24 protein-coding genes and 1 riboswitch are annotated in these 21,640 nt (G+C 34.9%); of the genes, 21 read left to right on the forward strand and 3 right to left on the reverse strand.

The genetic code is table 11. The features are described 5' to 3' along the window. Nucleotides 1-246: 246 nt before the first annotated feature. The 4 genes from resD to AAG068_RS07455 all read left to right on the forward strand — a co-directional run bounded on the left by resD (nucleotide 247) and on the right by AAG068_RS07455 (nucleotide 4,157). Entirely contained in the window at nucleotides 247-963 is a 717-nt protein-coding gene (resD, locus tag AAG068_RS07440; protein WP_000426862.1) for a DNA-binding response regulator ResD, read from the forward strand. Further along, a complete protein-coding gene (gene resE / locus AAG068_RS07445) occupies nucleotides 963-2,738 on the forward strand; it encodes a sensor histidine kinase ResE (RefSeq protein ID WP_342718763.1) in 1,776 nt (591 codons plus the stop codon). Before resD ends, resE begins: the two co-directional genes overlap by 1 nt. 138 nt (nucleotides 2,739-2,876) lie before the next feature. Then, nucleotides 2,877-3,458: a cob(I)yrinic acid a,c-diamide adenosyltransferase gene (locus AAG068_RS07450; protein ID WP_342718764.1), complete on the forward strand. Its 582-nt coding sequence runs from the start codon at nucleotides 2,877-2,879 to the stop codon at nucleotides 3,456-3,458. 84 nt (nucleotides 3,459-3,542) lie between these two features. Further along, entirely contained in the window at nucleotides 3,543-4,157 is a 615-nt protein-coding gene (locus tag AAG068_RS07455) for a peptidoglycan DD-metalloendopeptidase family protein (protein ID WP_342718765.1), read from the forward strand. A 30-nt stretch (nucleotides 4,158-4,187) separates the two neighbouring features. On the opposite strand, the gene AAG068_RS07460 is transcribed toward AAG068_RS07455, so the two are convergent. After that, the gene (locus AAG068_RS07460) at nucleotides 4,188-4,874 is read right to left on the reverse strand and encodes a hypothetical protein (RefSeq protein ID WP_000711800.1); all 687 of its coding nucleotides are present in this window, start codon (nucleotides 4,872-4,874) and stop codon (nucleotides 4,188-4,190) included. A gap of 244 nt (nucleotides 4,875-5,118) precedes the next feature. After that, nucleotides 5,119-5,258, forward strand: a riboswitch (FMN riboswitch). Between the two features lie 162 nt (nucleotides 5,259-5,420). Here AAG068_RS07460 and AAG068_RS07465 point away from each other — a divergent pair. Then, nucleotides 5,421-5,999: an ECF transporter S component gene (locus AAG068_RS07465; protein WP_000810851.1), complete on the forward strand. Its 579-nt coding sequence runs from the start codon at nucleotides 5,421-5,423 to the stop codon at nucleotides 5,997-5,999. Nucleotides 6,000-6,130: 131 nt separating this feature from the next. On the opposite strand, the gene AAG068_RS07470 is transcribed toward AAG068_RS07465, so the two are convergent. Then, the gene (locus AAG068_RS07470; RefSeq protein ID WP_001151996.1) at nucleotides 6,131-6,379 is read right to left on the reverse strand and encodes a ferredoxin; all 249 of its coding nucleotides are present in this window, start codon (nucleotides 6,377-6,379) and stop codon (nucleotides 6,131-6,133) included. Between the two features lie 295 nt (nucleotides 6,380-6,674). Between AAG068_RS07470 and AAG068_RS07475 the strand changes: the two genes are divergently transcribed. From AAG068_RS07475 to AAG068_RS07530, 12 genes are all read left to right on the forward strand, one after another. Beyond that, the gene (locus tag AAG068_RS07475; RefSeq protein ID WP_342718766.1) at nucleotides 6,675-7,736 is read left to right on the forward strand and encodes a helix-turn-helix domain-containing protein; all 1,062 of its coding nucleotides are present in this window, start codon (nucleotides 6,675-6,677) and stop codon (nucleotides 7,734-7,736) included. Continuing rightward, nucleotides 7,726-9,255: a RecQ family ATP-dependent DNA helicase gene (locus tag AAG068_RS07480; RefSeq protein ID WP_342718767.1), complete on the forward strand. Its 1,530-nt coding sequence runs from the start codon at nucleotides 7,726-7,728 to the stop codon at nucleotides 9,253-9,255. Before AAG068_RS07475 ends, AAG068_RS07480 begins: the two co-directional genes overlap by 11 nt. After that, nucleotides 9,255-9,818: a CPBP family intramembrane glutamic endopeptidase gene (locus AAG068_RS07485; protein WP_342719717.1), complete on the forward strand. Its 564-nt coding sequence runs from the start codon at nucleotides 9,255-9,257 to the stop codon at nucleotides 9,816-9,818. Before AAG068_RS07480 ends, AAG068_RS07485 begins: the two co-directional genes overlap by 1 nt. 22 nt (nucleotides 9,819-9,840) lie before the next feature. After that, nucleotides 9,841-10,320 (forward strand): LysM peptidoglycan-binding domain-containing protein, encoded by a 480-nt coding sequence (locus AAG068_RS07490; protein WP_342718768.1) that lies wholly within the window; start codon nucleotides 9,841-9,843, stop codon nucleotides 10,318-10,320. A gap of 57 nt (nucleotides 10,321-10,377) precedes the next feature. Beyond that, entirely contained in the window at nucleotides 10,378-11,154 is a 777-nt protein-coding gene (locus AAG068_RS07495) for a metallophosphoesterase (protein ID WP_342718769.1), read from the forward strand. Next, nucleotides 11,154-12,029, forward strand: a complete 876-nt coding sequence (locus tag AAG068_RS07500) for a MerR family transcriptional regulator (RefSeq protein ID WP_342718770.1) — start codon at nucleotides 11,154-11,156, stop codon at nucleotides 12,027-12,029. The genes AAG068_RS07495 and AAG068_RS07500 overlap by 1 nt, the downstream gene beginning before the upstream one ends. Before the next feature lie 77 nt (nucleotides 12,030-12,106). Next, nucleotides 12,107-12,715, forward strand: a complete 609-nt coding sequence (locus tag AAG068_RS07505) for a genetic competence negative regulator (RefSeq protein ID WP_342718771.1) — start codon at nucleotides 12,107-12,109, stop codon at nucleotides 12,713-12,715. A 267-nt stretch (nucleotides 12,716-12,982) separates the two neighbouring features. Beyond that, nucleotides 12,983-14,269, forward strand: a complete 1,287-nt coding sequence (gene gudB / locus AAG068_RS07510; protein WP_048527007.1) for an NAD-specific glutamate dehydrogenase — start codon at nucleotides 12,983-12,985, stop codon at nucleotides 14,267-14,269. A gap of 79 nt (nucleotides 14,270-14,348) precedes the next feature. Continuing rightward, nucleotides 14,349-14,558, forward strand: a complete 210-nt coding sequence (locus AAG068_RS07515) for a hypothetical protein (RefSeq protein WP_342718772.1) — start codon at nucleotides 14,349-14,351, stop codon at nucleotides 14,556-14,558. Between the two features lie 133 nt (nucleotides 14,559-14,691). Further along, the gene (locus tag AAG068_RS07520; protein ID WP_001983018.1) at nucleotides 14,692-14,928 is read left to right on the forward strand and encodes a DUF3961 domain-containing protein; all 237 of its coding nucleotides are present in this window, start codon (nucleotides 14,692-14,694) and stop codon (nucleotides 14,926-14,928) included. Nucleotides 14,929-15,007: 79 nt separating this feature from the next. Then, nucleotides 15,008-15,538 carry a peptidoglycan recognition protein family protein gene (locus tag AAG068_RS07525; protein ID WP_098670532.1) on the forward strand — a complete coding sequence of 177 codons (531 nt, stop codon included), beginning with the start codon at nucleotides 15,008-15,010 and terminating at the stop codon, nucleotides 15,536-15,538. A 109-nt stretch (nucleotides 15,539-15,647) separates the two neighbouring features. Continuing rightward, on the forward strand, nucleotides 15,648-16,628 hold the full coding sequence (locus tag AAG068_RS07530; protein ID WP_342718773.1) for a YpdA family putative bacillithiol disulfide reductase: 981 nt from the start codon (nucleotides 15,648-15,650) through the stop codon (nucleotides 16,626-16,628). A gap of 38 nt (nucleotides 16,629-16,666) precedes the next feature. On the opposite strand, the gene ansA is transcribed toward AAG068_RS07530, so the two are convergent. Then, nucleotides 16,667-17,641 (reverse strand): asparaginase, encoded by a 975-nt coding sequence (gene ansA, locus AAG068_RS07535; protein WP_342718774.1) that lies wholly within the window; start codon nucleotides 17,639-17,641, stop codon nucleotides 16,667-16,669. A gap of 180 nt (nucleotides 17,642-17,821) precedes the next feature. Here ansA and AAG068_RS07540 point away from each other — a divergent pair, with 180 nt between their 5' ends. The 4 genes from AAG068_RS07540 (at nucleotide 17,822) to AAG068_RS07555 (ending at nucleotide 21,346) form a co-directional block, all read left to right on the forward strand. Continuing rightward, nucleotides 17,822-17,995 carry a DUF5359 family protein gene (locus AAG068_RS07540; RefSeq protein WP_342718775.1) on the forward strand — a complete coding sequence of 58 codons (174 nt, stop codon included), beginning with the start codon at nucleotides 17,822-17,824 and terminating at the stop codon, nucleotides 17,993-17,995. 128 nt (nucleotides 17,996-18,123) lie between these two features. Then, nucleotides 18,124-18,801, forward strand: coding sequence for a (d)CMP kinase (cmk, locus tag AAG068_RS07545; RefSeq protein WP_342718776.1), 678 nt, complete (start codon nucleotides 18,124-18,126; stop codon nucleotides 18,799-18,801). 334 nt (nucleotides 18,802-19,135) lie between these two features. Next, nucleotides 19,136-20,284 (forward strand): 30S ribosomal protein S1, encoded by a 1,149-nt coding sequence (rpsA, locus tag AAG068_RS07550; protein ID WP_342718777.1) that lies wholly within the window; start codon nucleotides 19,136-19,138, stop codon nucleotides 20,282-20,284. 12 nt (nucleotides 20,285-20,296) lie between these two features. After that, on the forward strand, nucleotides 20,297-21,346 hold the full coding sequence (locus tag AAG068_RS07555; protein WP_342718778.1) for a type 2 isopentenyl-diphosphate Delta-isomerase: 1,050 nt from the start codon (nucleotides 20,297-20,299) through the stop codon (nucleotides 21,344-21,346). The last annotated feature ends 294 nt before the right edge of the window (nucleotides 21,347-21,640 follow it).

Genomic DNA, 21,640 nt, shown 5'->3' on the forward strand with positions numbered 1-21,640 from the left:
TTCTTTTTTGAGAAAAACATGACAAAGTAGCGGTTGATTTTGTAAAATGATGTCGAGGACATTATATACCGTTCAAAAAAAATACATAGTTTTGGAAAAAAATTGAACAAACTTTATTATTCTTGTGAAGCATAATATAGAAAGTGAAACATTTAGAAGATTGCTTAAATAAACGAGAATAGCGCAACATAATAGTGTAGAAGGGTAGGTGTGAACCGTTGTGGTAAAAGTACGCAACGGGTAAAAATGGAAAATGAATCAAGAATTTTAATTGTAGACGATGAGGATCGTATTCGTCGTTTATTGAAAATGTATTTAGAAAGAGAACAATACACAATTGAAGAAGCGGATAATGGTGATACAGCTTTAGAAATGGCGTTACAAAATGATTATGATTTAATCTTATTAGATCTTATGATGCCTGGTAAAGATGGTATTGAAGTATGTAAAGGGGTTCGTGAGAAGAAAGCGACGCCAATTATTATGTTGACAGCAAAGGGTGAAGAAGTAAACCGCGTACAAGGGTTTGAGGTAGGAACGGATGATTATATCGTGAAACCATTTAGCCCACGTGAAGTAGTGCTTCGTGTGAAAGCGGTCTTACGCCGTTCTGTACCAACAACATTCTTTACACAAGATACAACGACAAAAGATGTTACGGTGTTCCCACATTTAACAATTGATAATGATGCACACCGTGTTACAGCAGATGGTAATGAGGTGAACTTAACACCGAAAGAGTACGAATTACTATTATTCTTAGCGAAAGCGCCTGATAAAGTATTTGATCGTGAGCAATTATTAAAAGAAGTATGGCAATATGAATTCTTCGGAGATTTACGTACAGTTGATACGCATGTAAAGCGTTTACGTGAGAAGTTAAGCAAAAAATCACCAGATGCTGCGAAGATGATTGTTACCGTTTGGGGCGTAGGTTACAAGTTTGAGGTTGTGAACGACTGATGCTTTGGAGAAGTGTAGTAGGGAAGTTATGGATGACCATATTACTTCTCGTTTCGTTTGTGCTCGGATTTGTTGCGATTTTACTTTCACAGTTTTTTAGAACATATTATGTTGATATGAGTGAAGCTAGGCTTCAAAAGGTTGCAACAAGTGTTTCGGAGTTAATTGAAGAAGGTGCCGATGTAAAAACGATTGAGAATATCGCGTACAAATTCTCTGATCCACTTTCAAGGATCATTATTGTGGAAGATGGTAAAGAAATATCTTCTTCGCCGAAACAAGAAGGGTTAGTCACTCTTACAATAGATAATTTGAAAGAAGATAAAGAATTAGCGGCTGTTTTTACAGACAAAAAAGAAATTAAAAATAACATTAGAAAAGCCTCTAATAGTAGGAAGAATAAAAACACTGAAAATGATATTATGATTGTCGGAAAACCAGTACAGTCAAAAAATCAAAGTGCAGTGTTCGTATATGAATCTTTACAAGTACCGATACAAGGTATGGAGAGAACGACTGATTTCATATTCTTATCAGCAGGGATTGCGATTATATTAACAACTTTCTTTGCATTCTTCTTATCTACTCGAATTACAGCACCACTCCGTAAAATGCGTGAGGTTGCTTTTGAGGTGGCGCGTGGGAAGTTTGATACGAAAGCCCCTATGGTATCTCAGGATGAGATTGGTGAGCTTGCAACAGCTTTAAATCAAATGGGAAAACAGTTGAAGTTTAATATGAATGCCCTGCAGCAAGAGAAAGAACAGTTAGCTAGTATTTTAAGTAGTATGGCAGATGGGGTTATTACGTTAAATCAGGAAGGTGAAGTTGTTGTAATCAATCCGCCAGCTGAACATTTTCTGCAAGTATGGCAAGAAGAAAAAGAAGTAGAGCTCAGTAAAAAACTACCTTCTGAACTTGTTGAACTATTCCATCTCGTTGTAGAAAGCGAACAACAACAGGTGGTTGAAATTAATTTACAAAAAGGCAACTATGTAGTACTTATGACGCCGCTTTACAACCAAACGAAAATTCGTGGGGCGGTAGCTGTATTGCGTGATATGACGGAAGAACGCCGTCTAGAGAAGATGCGTCAGGACTTTATTGCGAACGTATCACATGAACTTCGTACACCGATGGTAATGCTTCAAGGGTATAGTGAAGCAATATTAGATGATATTGTGCAAACGAAAGAAGAAATTAATGAATTTGTTCAAATCATTTATGATGAATCCGTTCGTTTAGGTAAACTTGTAAATGAATTATTAGATTTAGCACGTATGGAAAGTGGTAATGTAGAGTTACATATCGGTGAAGTAGATATTCATCCTTTCGTTGAAAAAATAGGTCGTAAATTCCAAGGGATTGCAAAGGATAAGGGAGTCGAATTAACGGTTGATTTCCAAAATCCAATTGAGCAATACCCGTTTGATGCAGATCGTATGGAACAAGTATTGACGAATTTAATTGATAACGCAATTCGTCATACGAATGCAGGCGGACATGTAACGCTTGTAATTGATACGAAAAATAATGGACTTATTTTTGAAGTACAAGATTCGGGTGCTGGTATTCCAGAAGAAGATATTCCATTTTTATTTGATCGTTTCTATAAAGCTGATAAAGCAAGAACACGTGGGAAAAAAGGTGGGACAGGACTCGGACTTGCGATTGCAAAAAATATTGTGCAAGGTCATGAGGGGAAAATTGCTGTTTCAAGTGTTGTTGGAGAAGGAACTACATTCTCTGTATATTTGCCGAATCGTATAATTTAGATATACGTTTTTAAAGTTGATAATGAATAAAGTTCTACTGTTTTTTATTTTTTTGTAAAATCAATGAAATAAATAATAGTAGAACTTTTTTTCTATACTTAGTCGAATGAAGAATAATAAGAGGAGTGTCGTAAAGCGATGAAATTATATACGAAAACAGGAGATAAAGGGGAAACAAGTGTAATAGGTGGCAGAGTGGCTAAAGATGATATTCGAGTTGAAGCATATGGCACGATAGATGAGGCGAATTCTCATATTGGATATGCAATGACGAAGCTACAAGGCGGGTCTTTCGGAGATATTTACAATGAACTTGAAAATATTCAACATGAACTATTTGATTGCGGAGGAGACTTGGCGATAGTAGCAGGAAAAATTCCTTATAAAGTAACGATTGAAATGGTCGAAAGCCTAGAAAAAAGGATTGATTTGTATATAGAAGAAGCACCGCCTTTAGAGCGCTTTATTTTACCAGGTGGAAGCGAGCCGGCAGCTGCTATTCATATTGCACGTACGGTTGTAAGGCGGGCGGAGCGATGTATAGTGTCTTTACAAAAAGAAGGGAAAATAAATGAAGTTGTTTTAAAGTATGTAAATAGATTATCTGATTATTTGTTTGCAGTAGCTAGAGTAATAAACGCTCGATTACAAGTAAAAGATGTGGAGTATAACCGCAGTGCAATCGTTTTTCGTGATAAAAATGAGAAGGAAGTGGAGTGATTCACTTTCTTTTTTTGTATACTTTTATCTGTAATATACCAAAATAGAGAGGGTATAGTGGTAATTAGAAAACGGAGGATGTATATGAAAGTGTTAAAATGTGGCGTCATGTTATTGACAGTATTATTTTTATCTCAATTACATGTGTACGCAGAGGGAAATCAATGGACATGGCCTGTTGAAGGACAGATAAGTGATTATTTTGGGACAAGGCACGGAAAACACTACGGTATAGATATAGCGGCACCGATCGGCACGCTTGTGGCAGCTATTCAAGAAGGTAAGGTAACAAAGTCTTATTATTCAAGTAGTTACGGAAATGTTGTATTTATTAAACATGGAGAATATGAGGCTGTATATGCACATTTAAATAAGAGATATGTAGTTCAAGGGGATTATATTTCAAAAGGAGAAATAATTGGAGAAGTAGGAAATACAGGAGAATCTCGGGGTGCACACTTACATTTAGAAGTTCATCAAGGGAGATGGACGATGGCGAAAAAAAATGCGATGAATCCATTGCTTGTTTTACATGAACAAAGAAACGAAGTTGTTTCCTCATCGTTATATGTCGTTCAAAAAGGGGACACTTTAGTTAGCATTGCACGGAAATTTAGTATGTCAGTTAAAGAAATTAAAGAAAAAAATGGGCTGCAGCAAGAGCTCATTTATCCGAATCAACAATTATATGTAAAGTAAAAAAGAGCTAGTTCACAACTAGCTCTTTTTTTACCAAAAAATAAAGACACATATAAATCCAGAAATAGCTAAGTAGCTATATAAGTAAAATACTTTCGTTCTTGTTTTTTCGTTTGTTCGAAACAGTACAATAGTCGGTTCAATTAAACCGATTGTCAAACAAAGTAAACCAAGAAGCATACAACCAATTGAAATGGAGTACAAGGCGATTTGTGGTGCTTGAAATGGAATCATCCACTTTAATAAAAATGCAATAAGTGCAGTGTAGCAAATGCTGCCGATGTATTTATTCAATGGTGCATTAGAACGAAAACCTGGAAGTTTTTTTAAGAAAGAGCGAGAAACAACTTCAGTTTGTAAAGATGTATGCTCTTCGATTATTTTTTGAGCTTCTTTTCCTTTTTGGAAAAGGGATAATATCCAGTTTCGCTCCCCTTGGAAAATAAATTGGGAAGTTGTTAAATAATGATCCACCTTCACTTTATTCCAACTCTTCCACGGATGACGCTCACATAATTTTAATTTACTTTCTGTTTTTTTATCATACTGATAAATACTGATGCCATCTTCATCGAAAGCAGCATAGTATGTCTCGCTTGAGAATGTGCCTAAATCAATTGGACAGTAGAAAAGTAATTCTTTTTTTAAGTAAAAGTATTCTTTTCTTAAGTTTTTTTTCATTGCTTCTCGAATAGAGTGTCTCTTTTCTTTCTTCATGACATTTCCTCCATAATCCAGAAAATGTTCTTATCTTAACAATTCAACATCTTATCACTTTTAATTATATATGACTAGGGGATTCGTAGGAGAAATGCCGAATACTAAAAAATCTGGAGTGTATTGTAAAATATAATGAATGGATTGGTTATATAAAATTAATAACTTATTTTTAATAAGTTACGCTTTTTTTGTTCACAATACGATCATGTTGTTGTATAATGAAATGGAAAATAGAATATCGGTCTATCTTCGGGGCAGGGTGAAAATCCCGACCGGCGGTGATGAACTATATATGATTTTGTTCTAAGCCCGCGAGCCGTTAAGGCAGGATTTGGTGTGATTCCAAAGCCGACAGTATAGTCTGGATGGGAGAAGATGGAGGTTCAAGCGTTCAAAAAAGATATGGATTTGAACGTCTGTTTGATGTGCCTTAAATTCTCCCTTTGTGTAAAACACAAAGGGTTTTTTCGTTCTATGAAAAAGTAGGCATAGCAGAACCTTTCCACTTTCCATGAGATGATCGATGGAAAAGGAGAGAGAAAGATGAAACAAAAAAACAGTGTAGTGCAGATGGTGAGTGTAGCGATGCTAAGTAGTATTGCATATTTACTGATGATGTTGGATTTCCCGTTCCCAGGGCTTCCGCCATTTTTAAAAATTGATTTTAGTGATGTACCAGCTCTAATTGCTGCGATTATTTTCGGGCCAGTTGCAGGGATAATTGTAGAGGCGATAAAGAACATTTTACATTACGGGATTCAAGGGAGTTTAACGGGAGTACCAGTTGGAGAAATTGCTAACTTTATTGCAGGATGTTTATTTATTGGACCAGCAGCTTTCTTATTTAGAAAGTATCGTACTGTTAAAAGTTTAACGACAGGATTAATGCTAGGGACAATTACAATGGCACTCATTATGAGTGTATTAAATTACATCATCATATTCCCAGCTTACACTTGGTTTTTAAATTCACCAGCTATGTCTAGCGAGGCTATAAGAACAACGGTTGTAACAGCGATTTTACCATTTAATTTGATTAAAGGAATTGTTGTGACAATTGTATTTGTAGCGTTATTCTCACGCCTGAAAGTATGGGTGTTTGCAAAAATGAAAAATGCATAAAATATAAAATGTGGAATAAAACCATTAGTAGTATAGAACTACTAGTGGTTTTTTTATTAAGGACAATGAAAATAGAAAACAAAAAATACCCCTCAAATGAATGAGGGGTATTTTTTGAAGTTAATAAAAGACTATTCGAATTTTAAAGCATCGCCGTCGAATGATTCGTCAGCAACTTTGATTGAGTCAGTTGGACAACCTTCGAATGCATCCATCATATCTTCAAGTAATACATCTGGAATTTCAACGATACCTTGGTTATCATCTAATGTTACGAATGCAATACCTTCATCATCATAGTCATAAATGTCTGGTGCAGCAGCGCCACAAGCACCACATGCGATACAAGTATCTTTATCAACGATTGTATATTTTGCCATCTTTTTTCCCTCCTGATAATATGTATGTGAAAAGCTCGCCATAAAAATTATAACCTTATTGTAAAACGGTTTTTAAAACTTTTCAACATAAAATTATAATGATAATGCTTATCAATTAGAGTGTCAACTGATTTTTGCATTATGTCATAAGATTTTCAAAATACGTAAATGTTATTTCGTTTGGTACAATAGAATATATACAAGTATATAGTACAAATATGATAAGTTTTATGAATAAGGGTAGATGGTAATGTATCAAAAAGTAATTAAGTTAGATTGAAGGGTGGAAGCGGTAATGCAACTACAATATACTTTATTGTATTGTTTAAAACAATTGAATGGTGAAAGGACCGTTTCTTCTATTTATTATTTATTAAAGGGAAAACGTTCTTCGCAAACATTACAAGATGGAAATATGTTCCGAATTTCTTTTTTGTTTGGAATATATAAATCGTTAAATAGAGCTGAGTATAATCGTGAAGTTGCAAAGTTATTGCAAGCAGATTTGATTCAAGAGATACATGAAAATACATATTGGTTAACACCTAAAGGTAAAAAGCAGTTACATACATGGGAGGAAGTGTATGCTTTTCCAGCGCATTTACATGGTTTGCACTATGGTGAATTAGGTGAAACGTTTTGGAAAAGATTATCTTTAATTATTCAAACTATATCTAATTTACAACAGAATAATACGAAGTTTATTCCTATTCAACAAGATACAGAAATAATGGTGTGGGTGAAACGCTTTTTAACAGGTATGCCATATAGACGAAGTGAATTGGCGAAAAGATTATGGGAAGAAATACATAATCTTTTAGGAAAATGTGATGTGGTAGAAGCGACGATTGTAACATATAGATTAACAGGATATGAACGTATCGGTTGTACATTACAGCAGTTAGCGGAAATTACAAAACAAGATATATTCAGGGTGTACTTTTTATTTTGGGGTACAATTCATTTCCTTATACAAGAAGTTCGAGATAAAGAAAATGAATTTCCATTATTAGCTGAGATTATTTCTTATCCAAATGAGAGAGCTGAATTATTTAGTTTATCAACGAAAAAAACATATAATTTTTGGAGGCAAGGGCGCTCTTTAGAAGAAATAGCGACAATTAGAAATTTAAAGGTTGCAACGATAGAAGATCATTTTGTTGAAATTGCTTTGCGAGAAAGAGATTTTTCTATCGAGATGTTTATGAAAAAAGACAAAATAGATAAGGTAACAAGAGTAATTGATACATTACAAACACGTAAGTTGCGTGAGTTGAAACAAGCGGTTGGAGAGGATATCTCTTATTTTGAAGTTCGTCTTGTATTGGCGCGGATGGAGGGTATAAATGAAACTTGAGGAATATTTATATAGGTGGTTTGGGTATTCTGAATTTCGTCCAGGTCAAAAAGGAGTAATTACAGATTTATTAGAAGGAAAAGATGTTATAGCAATGCTTCCGACCGGAAGAGGGAAGTCTATGTGTTATCAACTTCCAGGGTTAATGCAAGAAGGAACAGTACTTGTAGTATCGCCATTATTATCTTTGATGGAAGATCAAGTTACACAATTAAAATATGTTGTAAAAAACCGAGTGATAGCATTTAATAGTTTTCGGACATTACATGAAAAAAGAGAAGCGATGAAAAAATTAGCTTCATATAAATTTATTTTTGTTTCGCCAGAGATGTTACAGTCGGAATTGTTAATAAGAGAATTGAAGAAAGTTCATATTTCATTATTTGTTGTCGATGAGGCCCATTGTATTTCGCAATGGGGTTATGATTTTAGACCAGATTATAAAAAACTAAATGTAGTCATTGACAATATCGGGTCTCCTACGGTGCTAGCATTAACGGCTACAGCGACGAAAGATGTACTCCGGGATATAGCAGAAAGTCTAGATTTGAAGAATGTGACGCAGCATGTATACTCTATTGATCGCCCAAACATTGCAATGGAAGTACAATTTGTAGAGACGATAGAAGAGAAGAAAGAGGCGCTTTTGGACCAGGTTATGTATTTGCAAGGGCCAGGGATTGTATATTGTTCAAGCAGAGCGTGGACAGAACGTTTAACGGAATATTTAAGAGGAAAAGGCGTTACTGGTGTTGCTTTCTATCATGGTGGTATGGAACATGAAGAGCGTATGTTAATTCAACAGCAATTTATGAATGACCAGTTGCAGCTTGTAATATGTACAAGTGCTTTTGGTATGGGGGTTAATAAGTCGAACACGAGATATATTATTCATTTCCATTATCCAACTAATATAGCTTCCTATTTACAAGAAATCGGAAGAGCTGGAAGAGATGGTGAACCGAGTATAGCTATCTTACTATGTAGTCCATTAGATCACGATTTACCAATTTCAATCATTGAAGATGAATTGCCAAGTCAGTCACAAATACAATTTTTATTCTCTTTACTACAAGAAAAAATGTTTCAAACGAAAGAATTACCAATAGAAGAGGTAGAAGAAATTTGTTATAATGCAGCAAGATTTAATGAACAATATTGGCGTTTCATCCGCTATCATCTAGAGCGGCTTGGAATTATACAACAGCGAAAATTAATGTTAGAGAGCTTGTCAGATGAAATTATGAACAGATTAATAGCTGAAGTAGAAATAAGGCTACGTAATAAATATAGTGAGCTAGAAAACATGAAATCATGGATACAAGTGAAAAGATGTAGACGTGAATATTTGCTGCAACAGTTCGGTTATAGAAAAGAGGACGAGTTGAAAAATTGCTGTGACTATTGTCATATTACAAAAACAGATTATAAAAAAAGACAAGCGCAACAATCGGATTTCGACTATAATTGGGAAACAGAGTTACAAAAGCTTTTCGGTCTAGAAAAGATGGGGGAATGATGAACATTCAAAGGCATAATATTGAAGATATGAGTCCGAAAGAAATACGGCTAAATCTGTATATCACACAGTTCATTATTATTGGTATCGGTTGTTTGCTAGCATATATATTATTCCGAGATATAAAATCGGTGTATAGTCTGTGGAAATGGGAACCGATGTCTATACTTATAATAGGTGGCTTGTTAGCGATTGGTATTGTCTTATTAGATTATGTTGCAATGCGAGTATTTCCAGAGTCTTGGTTTGATGATGGTGGTATTAACGATAGGATGTTTCAAGGAATGTCAGTTATGCACCTACTCGTTATTACATTCATTATCGGCTTTGCAGAAGAATTTTTATTTAGAGGTGTAGTACAGACGCACTTTGGAATTGTAATAGCGAGTTTAGTATTTGCAGTATTACATATTCGATATATAAAAAAGCCGTTTTTGTTTTGTTTCGTCTGTTTCATTAGTTTTGTCTTTGGTTATGTATTTGAATGGACAGGGAATTTGTTTATAACAATCTTTGCACACTTTCTTGTAGATTTTATAATGGGACTCCAATTAAGAAAATAAATGGAAGGTGGTGGTGAACAACATGAGGAAACGAATTCCTGATTTTGAAGAGGAATTAGAAGTTGAGCGAGTGGAAGAAAAAGAAGGTTTACCGCCGCGTAGTGAAATTCATAGAAATAAAGAGAAAAAACAAAAGTTTAAAATGAACCATATTTTCGTCCGAGTTTTAACATTTCTATTCATATTACTACCAATTAGTATTTTATGGTATACAGATAAATATATTCAGGTGAAAAGTGATGGGAATAATGCTGGGAAAAGTGCATTTGAGGTTATTTTCTTTGATTCAGCTAAATCTGAGTCCGAAGCATCGTCCGAGAAAATCATAACGCATACGGTGAAAGAGGGAGAAACTTTAGAAAGTATAGCGAAGCAATATTTTTCAGATGAAACTGGGATCGAAGTAATTAAAAAGTATAATGATTTACAAGAAGATGAAGTGAATGTAGGGCAAGAATTAAAAATTCCGATAAAAGGTAAGTCCACAAAACAAGAGAGTTAGTAAAACACTTACTATAAAAACTGAGGATTATCTTTATGAGGAGGGGAGTAAAAATATATGATATGGATTATCTTATTAAGTACTCTCATATGTATTGGTATTATATTTCTTCTTGTAATGTATAGAGAAGCAACGCGTGATACTGTGTTGGAACATACTTTAGTATTTGAAGAGTTTCCGGAAAGTTTTCAAAAAGTAAATGTATTTTTTATATCTGATATTCATAGAAGGCTCATTTCAAATTCGTTAATTGAACAAGTAAAAGGAAAAGTAGATCTTGTAATTATAGGTGGTGATTTAGCGGAAAAAGGTGTTCCTTTATCGAAAATCTCTGCAAATATACAAAAGTTAAGAGCGATAGCTCCTGTATACTTTGTATGGGGAAATAATGATTATGAGATTGAATATCATGAATTAGATGCGTTGTTATTAGAAAATCATGTGAAAGTTTTAGATAATACAAGAGTTGTATTTGAGTCTGAATTAGGAGAAAAAATTTGTTTGCTTGGTGTAGATGATGTTGGGTTGAAACGTGATCGTTTAGATTTAGCGTTGGCTGATTGTAAAGAAAAGGGGTTTCGCATATTAATTAGCCACAACCCTGATATAATAAATAAAATGTCTGGAAAAGAACAAATTACACTTGTGTTAAGTGGACATACACATGGAGGACAAATCCGATTATTCCCATCTAAAAAACATTTAAAAGGTGGCGTATATAAGCATGCAAATGCGACTCTTTTTGTTAGTAATGGCTATGGAACAACGTTGATTCCACTTCGTTTCCGAGCACCTGCTCAAACGCATATTATTACGTTACGGGGAGGGAAATGATGCCAACTCTAAACGGAAAATATAACATAAAAGCTGTTTCGAATATAATTGGAATTCAGCCGAGTACGCTTCGGGCATGGGAAAGACGATATCAAATAATTGCTCCAAAGCGGAATCATGCGGGGCATCGATTATATACAGAAGAGCATATTCAGATTTTGAAATGGTTAATGGACAAGGTTTCTTCCGGCATGATGATTGGACAAGCAGTTCAATTATTAGAAGGGAATCGTTTGCAGAGTGATGTTCAAAAAGAAATACATTACGATAGAGAAGTTGTTTTAGTGGACGATTTGCTACAAGCTTTGTTAAAATTTGATGAAATTACAACTTCTGCATTGTTAAACGAGGCTTTTAGTATTTATGCAACAGAAAAAGTTATAGCAAGTATTGTTCTTCAAGTGTCAAATAAATTGTTAACGTTAAAAAATAACAATGAAGTTACAATGGTGCAATTCCAATATGTCGTATCATTTTTACAAACTCGTCTTGGGATGGTGTATCATAATGCATCATCATTTTCTTCTATACACAAAGTAGTCGTGTTAGAAAATAATATGTTGAGAGGGTTTGTTTTCTCAACGTATTTACGATTAAAAGGATATGAGGTGATATATATTAGGTCGGGCTTAGCGGAAGAACGTATTTTGTTAGCTGTTGAGCAAATACAACCTACATATGTAGTAGTCTCTCTTGATGATGGACGAGAACTTAAGAACGCGATGAACAATGTGAATTTGTTACAAGAAAAAAATGAGAACTTTTCTGTTTGCTTTATAGGAGAAATAAGTGCTCGAGATCAGTTGAACATTCAAAAAAACCTAATTGGTGATACGAAAGAAGAATGGGATGATTGGTTAAAAATGTTAGAATAGTTGTTCGAAAAGAACCATCTATTTTCTATTTCATATAATAAAAATTATATTCATTGGTTACGTAGGGAGGGTATGAGATGAGGCTGGAACGATTAAATTACAATAAAATAAAAATTTTCTTAACATTTGATGATTTATCTGAACGAGGATTAACGAAAGAAGATTTGTGGAGAAATGCACCGAAAGTACAGCAATTATTTCGTGATATGATGCAAGAAGCAAATAAGGAATTAGGATTTGAAGCGGATGGTCCGATTGCAGTTGAAGTATTTTCTCTACAAGCGCAAGGAATGGTCGTAATTGTAACGAAAGAACATCAAGAAGTCGATACAGATGATGAGTTCCGTGACGAGTTTATTGAAATGCAAGTGACTCTAGATGAAAGCGAACATATACTGTATGAGTTTGCTACACTAGATGACGTAATTAACCTGTCGAATCGTTTATATAACCTTGATGTAACTGGCGGAAAATTATATACGTGGGATGGGCGTTTCTATCTTTGGGTGGAAGAAGAAGAGCAAATTCAATTACTGAAGGCAGATTTTATAGCTATTTTAGCGGAATATGGTAATCCGTCTACAGCAACTATTTATCGCCTCATGGAGTATGGTAAAGAATTAATGGATTCTCAAGCAATTGAACAAATACACAATTACTTTGTGAAAAAACAAAACCTTAGCTAATAAAACAAAGCTAAGGTTTTGTTTTTTATTTTGTTTAAATGTATCAGTTCAAAGTGCTGTATATAAGTAAAATAAAAAATATTTAAATATTTAAGTATTTTACTTTTCTAAAAGCGATAAAAGGACTATAATGATAGTGAAAACGCTTGCAATGTAAAATAGTTTGTATATATTTGTTAGCGTTTTCTATTGCATTCCAAATTTAACGGTGTATACTAGGCAATGAAGGTTTACTAAACAAGTGAAATTACAGGGGGTTTACTTACTATGGTAGCCGAAAAGGGAACTCAAACAAAAACACAACAACAAAGGGAACAACATTTTGAACTATTGAATTCAACACAAATTGTTATTAGTGAAGCGTTAGAAAAATTGGGTTATCCAAACGAAGTATATGAATTATTAAAGGAACCAGTTCGTATGATGACAGTGAAAATACCAGTTCGTATGGATGACGGGACTGTTAAAATATTTACAGGATATCGTGCACAACATAATGATGCTGTTGGTCCAACGAAAGGTGGAATTCGCTTCCATCCGAATGTAACAGAAAATGAAGTGAAAGCACTTTCAATCTGGATGAGTTTAAAATGTGGTATCGTTGATTTACCATATGGCGGAGGTAAAGGTGGAATTATCTGTGACCCACGTGAAATGTCATTCCGTGAGTTAGAAAGATTAAGCCGCGGTTATGTACGAGCGATTAGCCAAATCGTAGGACCGACGAAAGATATTCCAGCTCCAGATGTATTCACAAACTCTCAAATTATGGCGTGGATGATGGATGAGTATAGCCGTATTGATGAATTTAACTCACCAGGATTTATTACAGGTAAACCACTTGTATTAGGTGGATCACATGGACGTGAAACAGCAACGGCGAAAGGTGTAACAATTTGTATTCGCGAAGCTGCAAAAAAACGCGACATTGATATTAAAGGTGCACGCGTTGTTGTTCAAGGATTCGGTAATGCTGGTAGCTTCTTAGCTAAATTTATGCATGATGCAGGTGCGAAAGTTATTGCAATCTCAGATGCTTACGGTGCATTGCATGATCCAAACGGATTAGATATTGATTATTTATTAGACCGTCGTGATAGCTTCGGTACAGTAACAAAATTATTTAATAATACAATTTCAAACAAAGAATTGTTAGAACTTGATTGCGACATTTTAGTTCCAGCTGCAATTGAGAACCAAATTACAGAAGAAAATGCTAATAATATTAAAGCGAAAATCGTTGTTGAAGCTGCAAATGGCCCAACAACATTAGAAGCAACTAAAATTTTAACTGATCGCGGCATTTTACTTGTTCCAGACGTATTAGCAAGTGCTGGTGGTGTAACTGTATCTTACTTTGAGTGGGTACAAAATAACCAAGGTTACTACTGGACTGAAGAAGAAGTAGAACAACGTTTAGAAAAAGTAATGGTAAGATCATTTGATTCTATTTATGAAACAGCACAAGTTCGTAAAGTGAACATGCGCTTAGCAGCGTACATGGTCGGTGTTCGTAAAATGGCTGAAGCAAGTCGTTTCAGAGGTTGGGTATAATATTATAACGTGAGAAAACGTGATTCCTTTCAAGGGAATCACGTTTTTTTTGTTGAAATATTAGAGTGAGGTGTTGTATATGGAAAATGAAATGATGGAACGAGTAGAACAATTAGAAGAAAAGGTTAAGAGGTTAGAGGGAGAATTTGCGAGAACGACGAAAGCCGAAAAAACAAGTATCGTTCGGGTGTTCGGGGAAGGACTGCTGTTTTTAATATTTGGTGCGGTTGTAGTAGGGCCAATTATCGCCTTTGTAATCTCGATTCTGACTTGGTTTGCTGAAAAATAAATAAGAAAAATAAATAAGAAAAATAAATAAGAAAAATAAATAAGAAAAATAAAAAGAACGCTTGTTCCGTACGAACAAACGTGCTATACTTTCCTTAGATAAACAAAACGGAAATGATTTTAAGGAGAGATAAATGATGAAAATGACAGTAGACCAAAGATTTATGATGCCAGCGGATGTTGTAGAACGAGTGGAAGTATTAAGAAACAAACAAAGTAAGCGCGGCACATTATTACAATCAGTAAATAAATTTTTCGGTTTAGATACGAAAGAAGATTGTGTTTGGTTTTACGGTTTTTATGGAGTTGCTGTAAGTATTTTGTTATTTATGGTATTCACATCAAATATTTTCGATTTTCTCTTCGCGTAAGAAATATGCGATAAGGACATTGCTCCCGAATACATATATAAAGAAGTAAAGTAATCTTCTGAAGTGGGAGTTGGTAGTAATGGCGATGTTTCCTATAGAGCGTAACTATATTGGGTATGGAAGTTCGCGACCCGGAATTCCTCTTTCTAAAGTAAGGTTTATTGTAAGTCATGATACGGGGAACCCTGGTAGCAATGCGATCGGGAATCGAGATTATTTTAATGAAATACAACCGAAAGCTTCGGCACATACATTTATAGATGATAAAACAATATTAGAAATTATTCCCATAAATGAAGTTGCCTATCATGTTCGATATGGTGTGCCAACAGATAATGACTTATATGGTTATGATGCCAATAAGGCTGCCATTGGAGTTGAACTTTGCTATGGCGGCGATGTTAACTTTTGGGAAGCATATACCCGTTTTACGTGGTATCATGCGTATTTATGTCAAAACTTCGGCTTGAATCCGAAAAAAGCTATCGTATCACATAAAACACTTGACCCAGCTAGAAAGATTGATCCTGAAAATGTATTAGGGAAACAAGGTATTAAATTTCAGCAGTTTTTAGCAGATGTCTATCGGATGTACGTTTCGTTTAGATGACAAATATATGAAAAATGAATACAATAAAGATAGGTGCCTACTGCTGTAAGTAGGTTTTTTCTTGTTTTTATAAATAGTGTATTGGTAAAAGACTAGGAGTGAGCCGGGTATGCAGAAAGAAACAGCTATCATAATTGGAGGCGGTCCGTGCGGATTAGCAGCAGCAATTTCGTTGCAAAAGGTAGGGATAAATCCGTTAGTAATTGAAAAAGGAAACATTGTAAATGCGATTTATAATTATCCAACTCATCAAACATTTTTCTCTTCTAGTGAAAAATTAGAAATTGGTGATGTAGCTTTTATTACAGAAAATCGTAAGCCTGTTCGAAATCAAGCGCTTGCGTATTATCGTGAAGTAGTAAAGCGTAAATCTGTACGTGTAAATGCTTTTGAGCGAGTGGAGAACGTTCAGAAAGATGGAGAAGTTTTTCATGTTGAAACAACAAAGCGTGATGGAAGTAAAGAAATATATATAGCGAAATATGTTGTTGTAGCAACTGGATATTATGACAACCCAAATTATATGAATGTTCCAGGTGAGGAATTGGAGAAAGTAGCTCACTATTTTAAAGAGGGACATCCTTATTTTGATCGAGATGTAGTAGTGATAGGTGGGAAAAACTCGAGTGTAGATGCTGCGTTAGAACTTGTTAAAGCTGGTGCGCGTGTAACGGTACTATATCGCGGAAGTGAGTATTCACCAAGTATAAAGCCGTGGATTTTGCCGGAGTTTGAGGCATTAGTACGAAACGGCACAATTCACATGCATTTCGAGGCTCATGTGAAAGAAATTACTGAACATACGTTAACGTATACAGTTGAGGGCGAGGCATATACAATCCAAAATGATTTTGTATTTGCGATGACTGGTTACCATCCTGATCATAGTTTCTTAACAAAGATGGGTGTTCGGATTGATGAAGAAACAGGACGTCCGATTTATGCAGAGGATACGATGGAAACGAACGCTGAAAATATTTTCATTGCAGGTGTAATTGCTGCTGGAAATAATGCAAATGAAATATTTATTGAGAACGGTCGATTTCATGGAGATGCGATTGCACAAACCATTGCAACAAGAGAAATGTAAAAAGAAGCTGTCGAAGTAAACTTCGACAGCTTCTTTTTTTAATTGTGCATAAACATACTTTGGATTGTTTCATGAGAGTTTGTATTTTCTAATGCAACTAATAATTTAATACGTGCTTTTTGAGCATTTAAACCGTATGTGAATACAATCCCCATATCTTTTAATTGTTTGCCGCCACCTTCATATGAATATACATCTTGAACGATGCCGTTGAAACAGCGAGAAACTAATACGACAGGAATACCTTTGTTTATTAATCGTTCTAGACTAGGAAGTGTTCTTGGAGGTAAATTACCTTGTCCAAGTGCTTCGATAACAATCCCGTCTACTGGAAGATTTTCAATTGCTGCTAACAATGTATCGTCCATACCAGCGTACGCTTTTAGAACGACTACATTTTTAGAAACCTTATTTACTGAATATGTTTCGTGATGTACTAAAGCATGGTGGAATACAACACCACGTTTTGTTACCATACCAATTGGTCCGTATTGTGGACTTTGGAATGTTGCTACATTACTTGTATGTGTTTTCGTTACATTTGTAGCGCAATGAATTTCGTCGTTTAATACGACTAATACACCTTTTTCAGCAGCTTCATTACTGCTAGCTACTTTTACAGCCGATAAGAAGTTATATAGACCGTCAGCACCTAATTCATTGCTAGAGCGCATTGCACCTGTCACAACGATCGGGATAGTTGCTTGTACTGTTAAATCTAAGAAATAGGCAGTTTCTTCTAATGTATCCGTACCATGCGTAATGACTACGCCATGAATGTTGTCTTGTTTTACTCTTTCATCAATGATGACTTGTAACTGTAACATTTCGCTCGGTGTCATATGAGGAGATGGTAGATGGAACACATCTTCAACGATTAAATCAACATCGCCTTCTAAATCAGGAATGAATTTTAAAAGAGGATTTTTTTCACCTGGTTGTACGACCCCAGTTTCTTTGTCTTCCTCCATTGCAATTGTTCCACCTGTGTGTAAAACTAGGATTCTTTTCAATGCTTATACCCCTTTCAAGTAAAAAAATACATTTAGAACATAACATGTTTTGAGTAAATTCGACAATGGAAATGTATAAAACTATGCCCCGAAAATGACAATAAAATTAACTGCTATATGTGCGATGTATAAAATCACGAACCGAAATGTGCAAATATAGTATAGGAGGGAGCCATTACGTTGAAAAAAGTGGAAAGAATTCTTATTCGTATATTAATAATACAATTCATTTGTCTTTCTGTTGTGCAACTGTTATTTATACATAAGTCGTCAGTGAAATATTTATCTAAAATTGTTTATTATGAAGGTGTTATGGTAAAAAACAAAGCAGAAATCTTACAGGTGAATAGGTAGTTTTCATTTTCTTCTATGAAGGATTATGCTACAATAATTGAGGATTTAATGACGTGAAGCAAATGAGAAGAAGCAGGAGAATACCTGCTTTTCGTTTTGTTTTATAAGTGAAAAAATGAGGTGTTACAATGGATAAACAAATTTCAATTGCTATAGATGGTCCAGCGGCTGCTGGAAAAAGTACAGTTGCGAAAGTTGTAGCGAAAAAGCTTTCTTACGTTTATATTGATACAGGTGCAATGTATCGTGCGATTACATATGCAGCCCTTGAGAAAAAAGTGGACATTGAAAATGAAGAGCAGTTAATGGAAGTTGTAAAAAATGTGAAAATTGAGTTTCAGCAAGGAGAAAATACACAACTTGTATTTTTAAATGGACAAGATGTTTCGGAAGTGATTCGTACACCAGAGGTTACGAATCGAGTATCGATTGTGGCAAAACATCGTCTTGTTCGTGAAGAAATGGTACGTCGTCAACAAGAGTTAGCAGAAAAAGGCGGCGTTGTAATGGATGGCCGTGATATTGGTACACATGTTTTACCAGATGCTGAAGTGAAAATCTTTATGCTTGCTTCTGTTGAAGAAAGAGCAGAAAGAAGACATTTAGAAAATATGAATAAAGGTTTCGATTCTAATTTAGAGCAGTTAAAAGAAGAAATCGCTCAGCGTGATAAATTAGATTCAGAACGCGAAGTTTCTCCTCTCAAAAAGGCTGATGATGCATTGGAATTAGATACAACTTCTTTATCAATTGAGGAAGTTGTCCAAAAAATTATGAGTATTGTTTCAGGGGTGTTTGCAAAATAAAGAAAGAGGATAGTCTCTTTCTTTTTTTGTTTCTATAGAAATGTAAAGGATACGTGAATTGTGAGTCTCTTTCCTTGACAAATGATCGGATTTGTAAGAAGTTAGTAAAAGAGAGATAAAACTTTCAGAATATATTCGCTATTATATTTCAAAACATACTTTCTTCAAGATGATTTTGCTGTATACTATTTATATAGGTTTAATATATTTTCTAGTGAAATGTATGAAACCTGAGTATGTGATGATAAATTCTTAAACATGCAAATGAAAACAATTGTTTTCATTTCGTATATACATAAAAAATGCTTTGTCAATTCTGTAGGGAGGTATTTCCATGGTAGAGAAAATGAATGAAGAAGTTATGGATTCAAAAGAATTACAAGTTGGTGACGTTGTTACAGGTTCTGTAACGAAAGTTGAAGAGAAACAAGTGCTTGTAAATGTTGGATACAAAACAGATGGCGTAATTCCAATTAGTGAATTAGCTAACGTTCATATTGAAAAAGCAAGCGATGTTGTAGAATTAGATCAAATACTAGAATTAAAGGTTATTAAATTAGAAGAAGATGATCTTGTCTTATCTAAACGTGCTGTTGATGCAGAAAAAGCATGGGTAGAATTACAAGAGAAATTCACTTCTGGTCATGTGTTTGATGTTACTGTAAAAGATATTGTGAATGGTGGATTAGTTGTGGACCTTGGTGTTCGTGGTTTTATCCCAGCTTCACTTGTAGAAGTACATTATGTAGAAGATTTTACTGACTATAAAGGTAAAACGTTAGCTGTGAAAATTGTTGAATTAGACCGCGAAAAAAATCGTGTAATCCTTTCACATAAAGCAGTAGTAGAGTTAGAACTAGATTCTAAGAAAAAAGAAGCGATCTCTTCACTAAAAGAAGGGGACGTTGTTGAAGGAACAGTACAACGATTAACTGATTTTGGTGCGTTCGTTAATGTTGGTGGTGTGGACGGTTTAGTTCATATTTCGCAAATTTCACACGAACGTGTAGAGCAACCTTCTGAAGTATTAGAGCAAGGTCAAAAGGTGAAGGTTAAGGTGCTATCTGTTGATGCTGATACACAACGTATCTCTTTATCAATTAAAGCAGCTCAACCAGGACCTTGGGAAAATGTTGCTGGCGAACTAAAAGCTGGAGATATTCGTGAAGGGGTCGTAAAACGTCTTGTTACATTCGGTGCATTCGTAGAAGTTTTACCTGGTGTTGAAGGTCTTGTACACGTATCTCAAATTGCAAATCGTCACGTGAAAAATCCAAATGAAGTATTGGAAATGGGACAAGAAGTAAAAGTGAAAGTACTTGAAGTCCATGTAGCAGAGAAACGTATTTCTTTAAGTATAAAAGAAGCGCTTGAGGAAAATAATGTAATTGAAGATTACAGTCAGTATGAACCAAATGCTGATTCTGCTACTTTCCAATTAAGTGATATTATTGGTGAACAACTGAAAAAATTAAAGAAATAAAGAGGGGTACAAGTGGTAAGGGCAAAACGTAAATTAGATCATATTGAATACGCTCTTTCTACTGGTCAGTCTCGTACGCATGGCTTTCATGATATTGATTTTGTGCATCAAAGCTTGCCAAATTCAAATTATGAAACAATAACATGTGAAACAAAAATCGGCGAACTTTCACTAAGTTCGCCGATTTTTATCAATGCGATGACTGGTGGTGGAGGAGAGAAAACGTTACATATTAATGAGCAATTAGCATATGTAGCGAAACATCATAACCTTGCTATGGCTGTAGGCTCGCAAATGGCGGCGTTAAAAGATGAAAGTGAGGCTGCTTCTTATAAGATTATCAGAAAGGTAAATCCAAATGGTATTTTCTTTGCTAATTTAGGTAGTGAGGCAACTATCGAACAGGCAGAGCGTGCTGTTGATATGATTGAAGCGAATGCATTGCAAATTCATTTAAATGTCATACAAGAGTTAACGATGCCAGAAGGAGACCGTGACTTTACTGGTGTACTTCAGCGCATTGAGAAAATTGTTTTAAATAGTAAAGTTCCTGTCATTGTGAAAGAAGTTGGATTTGGGATGAGTAAGGAAACAATGCAACAGTTAGCGAGCGTAGGTGTAACGGCAATTGATATTGGCGGACAAGGTGGTACGAATTTTGCTGCTGTTGAAAATGAAAGAAGACAGCGAATGCTTTCTTATTTTAATAACTGGGGCATACAAACAGCTACCTCGATTATTGAAGCAACCTCTATAAAAAATAACCTCTCTTTTATTGCATCTGGGGGTATACAAACAGCGCTTGACGTAGCGAAAGCAATCGCATTAGGGGCGAATACAACTGCGTTTGCTGGTTACTTTTTACGTATTTTAATACAAGATGGTATCGAGAAGTTAGGGGATGAAATTGATCTTCTACATACAGATTTGAAATTTATTATGACAGCTCTTGGCGCAAAGACGATAGAAGAGTTACAGGCTGTACCTCTTGTTGTAAAGGGCGAAACATATCATTGGTTAACGCAGCGTGGTATTGATACGACGCATTATAGTAGAAGATAAAAAATCAACCGTTTGGTTGGTTTTTTTTGTTTTCTAATCGTTTTAGTAATATAAAGTGAGGAATGGAATTGATATTCTAGAAAAATGAAAATATTCCTATATGTAAACAGTATCTTGTGAAAGGTGCGACTGAAAAATGTGAATAATGTGCTATTGAATCATTGAAGGAGGTTTAATTGTGTCAAAAGAAAAGGGCGTAGATAAAAATAAAGCGTAGAAAGTTTTGTATAGGAAATGTTATTTCGATATAAATATAAATTATAAAGAAATATGTAAAAGACGGTTTCGTACAAT

The organism is Bacillus paramycoides (genome assembly GCF_038971285.1).
In the GTDB taxonomy this organism is placed as follows: Bacteria; Bacillota; Bacilli; order Bacillales; family Bacillaceae_G; genus Bacillus_A.

Coding starts and splice junctions, on each gene's coding strand:
- resD (WP_000426862.1), top strand. CDS start 247: ATGGAAAATGAATCAAGAATTTTAATTGTAGACGATGAGGATCGTATT.
- resE (WP_342718763.1), top strand. CDS start 963: ATGCTTTGGAGAAGTGTAGTAGGGAAGTTATGGATGACCATATTACTT.
- AAG068_RS07450 (WP_342718764.1), top strand. CDS start 2,877: ATGAAATTATATACGAAAACAGGAGATAAAGGGGAAACAAGTGTAATA.
- AAG068_RS07455 (WP_342718765.1), top strand. CDS start 3,543: ATGAAAGTGTTAAAATGTGGCGTCATGTTATTGACAGTATTATTTTTA.
- AAG068_RS07460 (WP_000711800.1), bottom strand. CDS start 4,874: ATGAAGAAAGAAAAGAGACACTCTATTCGAGAAGCAATGAAAAAAAAC.
- AAG068_RS07465 (WP_000810851.1), top strand. CDS start 5,421: ATGAAACAAAAAAACAGTGTAGTGCAGATGGTGAGTGTAGCGATGCTA.
- AAG068_RS07470 (WP_001151996.1), bottom strand. CDS start 6,379: ATGGCAAAATATACAATCGTTGATAAAGATACTTGTATCGCATGTGGT.
- AAG068_RS07475 (WP_342718766.1), top strand. CDS start 6,675: ATGCAACTACAATATACTTTATTGTATTGTTTAAAACAATTGAATGGT.
- AAG068_RS07480 (WP_342718767.1), top strand. CDS start 7,726: ATGAAACTTGAGGAATATTTATATAGGTGGTTTGGGTATTCTGAATTT.
- AAG068_RS07485 (WP_342719717.1), top strand. CDS start 9,255: ATGAACATTCAAAGGCATAATATTGAAGATATGAGTCCGAAAGAAATA.
- AAG068_RS07490 (WP_342718768.1), top strand. CDS start 9,841: ATGAGGAAACGAATTCCTGATTTTGAAGAGGAATTAGAAGTTGAGCGA.
- AAG068_RS07495 (WP_342718769.1), top strand. CDS start 10,378: ATGATATGGATTATCTTATTAAGTACTCTCATATGTATTGGTATTATA.
- AAG068_RS07500 (WP_342718770.1), top strand. CDS start 11,154: ATGCCAACTCTAAACGGAAAATATAACATAAAAGCTGTTTCGAATATA.
- AAG068_RS07505 (WP_342718771.1), top strand. CDS start 12,107: ATGAGGCTGGAACGATTAAATTACAATAAAATAAAAATTTTCTTAACA.
- gudB (WP_048527007.1), top strand. CDS start 12,983: ATGGTAGCCGAAAAGGGAACTCAAACAAAAACACAACAACAAAGGGAA.
- AAG068_RS07515 (WP_342718772.1), top strand. CDS start 14,349: ATGGAAAATGAAATGATGGAACGAGTAGAACAATTAGAAGAAAAGGTT.
- AAG068_RS07520 (WP_001983018.1), top strand. CDS start 14,692: ATGATGAAAATGACAGTAGACCAAAGATTTATGATGCCAGCGGATGTT.
- AAG068_RS07525 (WP_098670532.1), top strand. CDS start 15,008: ATGGCGATGTTTCCTATAGAGCGTAACTATATTGGGTATGGAAGTTCG.
- AAG068_RS07530 (WP_342718773.1), top strand. CDS start 15,648: ATGCAGAAAGAAACAGCTATCATAATTGGAGGCGGTCCGTGCGGATTA.
- cmk (WP_342718776.1), top strand. CDS start 18,124: ATGGATAAACAAATTTCAATTGCTATAGATGGTCCAGCGGCTGCTGGA.
- rpsA (WP_342718777.1), top strand. CDS start 19,136: ATGGTAGAGAAAATGAATGAAGAAGTTATGGATTCAAAAGAATTACAA.